This window comes from Pseudomonas sp., assembly GCF_050739655.1.
Taxonomy (GTDB): Bacteria; Pseudomonadota; Gammaproteobacteria; order Pseudomonadales; family Pseudomonadaceae; genus Aquipseudomonas.
Map to the genome: position 1 here is coordinate 1 of NZ_JBOIBY010000103.1, position 1,487 is coordinate 1,487.

The window sequence follows — 1,487 nt, forward strand, 5'->3', positions numbered from 1 at the left end:
CTGAGCCAGGTAACGCCTGATAGGAGTCTCCTTTGTTCTTTGAGCGCCACGGTGGTGGTGAGCGAGTAATCCTCGTTCACTTGGATGGACAGGACCCTGAGGCGCGCGAAGATCCGCAGGAGTTTCAGGAATTGGCTAATTCGGCGGGTGCCGAGACCGTCGCGTTTTTCAACGTGCCGCGTCATCGGCCAACCGCCAAGACCCTGATTGGCAGTGGCAAAGTCGAGGAACTGCGCGATCTGGTCAAAGCCGAACAGGCGGATCTGGTGATTTTCAATCACACCCTCACGCCCAGTCAGGAACGTAACCTCGAACGTGTTTTCGAGTGTCGCGTGATCGACCGTACCGGTCTGATTCTCGATATTTTCGCCCAGCGCGCCCGTACCCATGAAGGCAAGCTCCAGGTCGAACTGGCCCAGCTTGACCACATGAGCACCCGGCTGGTTCGTGGCTGGACTCACCTTGAGCGCCAGGGTGGCGGTATCGGCATGCGTGGCCCGGGTGAAACCCAGTTGGAAACCGACCGCCGTTTGCTGCGGGTTCGCCTGCGGCAGATCAAGGGCCGGCTGGAGAAAGTTCGCAGTCAGCGCGAACAGTCGCGCCGTGGCCGATCACGTGCGGATATTCCTACCGTGTCCCTGGTGGGGTACACCAACGCCGGTAAATCCACGCTCTTCAATAACGTGACGAAATCCGACGTCTACGCAGCTGACCAATTGTTTGCCACGCTGGACCCGACCCTGCGTCGTCTGGATATAGACGATTTGGGGCCGATTGTCCTAGCGGACACTGTGGGTTTCATTCGCCACTTGCCCCACAAGCTGGTTGAAGCATTTCGGTCTACCCTCGAAGAGTCGAGCAACTCCGACCTGTTGTTGCATGTGATCGATGCGGCCGAACCAGATCGCATGTTGCAGATCGAGCAGGTAATGGTGGTGCTGGGTGAGATTGGTGCTCAGGACTTGCCGATCCTCGAGGTCTATAACAAACTCGATTTGCTTGAAGGCGTTGAGCCACAAATCCAGCGCGACGAAAACGGCAAGCCCCAACGGGTCTGGCTGTCGGCGCGTGATGGCAGTGGTCTGGAATTGCTTGAGCAAGCGATTGCCGAGTTGCTGGGCGATGAATTGTTTGTTGGCACCTTGCGCTTACCGAACCGTTTTGCTCGACTGCGTGCGCAGTTTTTCGAACTCGGTGCGGTACAGAAGGAAGAACACGATGACGAAGGCATCAGTTTGCTGGCCGTTCGTTTGCCACGAGCCGAGTTCAATCGGTTGGTGAGCCGCGAAGGGTTGCAACCGATGGAGTTCATCGAGCAACACACTTTGCAATAAAAGCCTGAGAAAGCGGTTGTGCCGTGGTGACAGGCATTCTGTAGCATTGGTCGGCGCGCCGTGGGTGCGTCTTTGCTTTATCAGATGGAGAGCGCTATGGCTTGGAATGAGCCGGGTGGCAACTCGAATAATCAGGATCCCTGGGGTGGCAAG

2 protein-coding genes are annotated in these 1,487 nt (G+C 57.1%); both read left to right on the top strand.

The genetic code is table 11. From position 1 onward, the window contains the following. The first annotated feature begins 32 nt into the window (after positions 1-32). On the top strand, positions 33-1,334 hold the full coding sequence (gene hflX / locus ACRESJ_RS05555; protein ID WP_431757008.1) for a ribosome rescue GTPase HflX: 1,302 nt from the start codon (positions 33-35) through the stop codon (positions 1,332-1,334). A 96-nt stretch (positions 1,335-1,430) separates the two neighbouring features. Further along, positions 1,431-1,487 (top strand): protease modulator HflK N-terminal domain-containing protein (locus ACRESJ_RS05560; protein ID WP_431757009.1); only part of this gene is annotated, 57 nt, incomplete at its 3' end.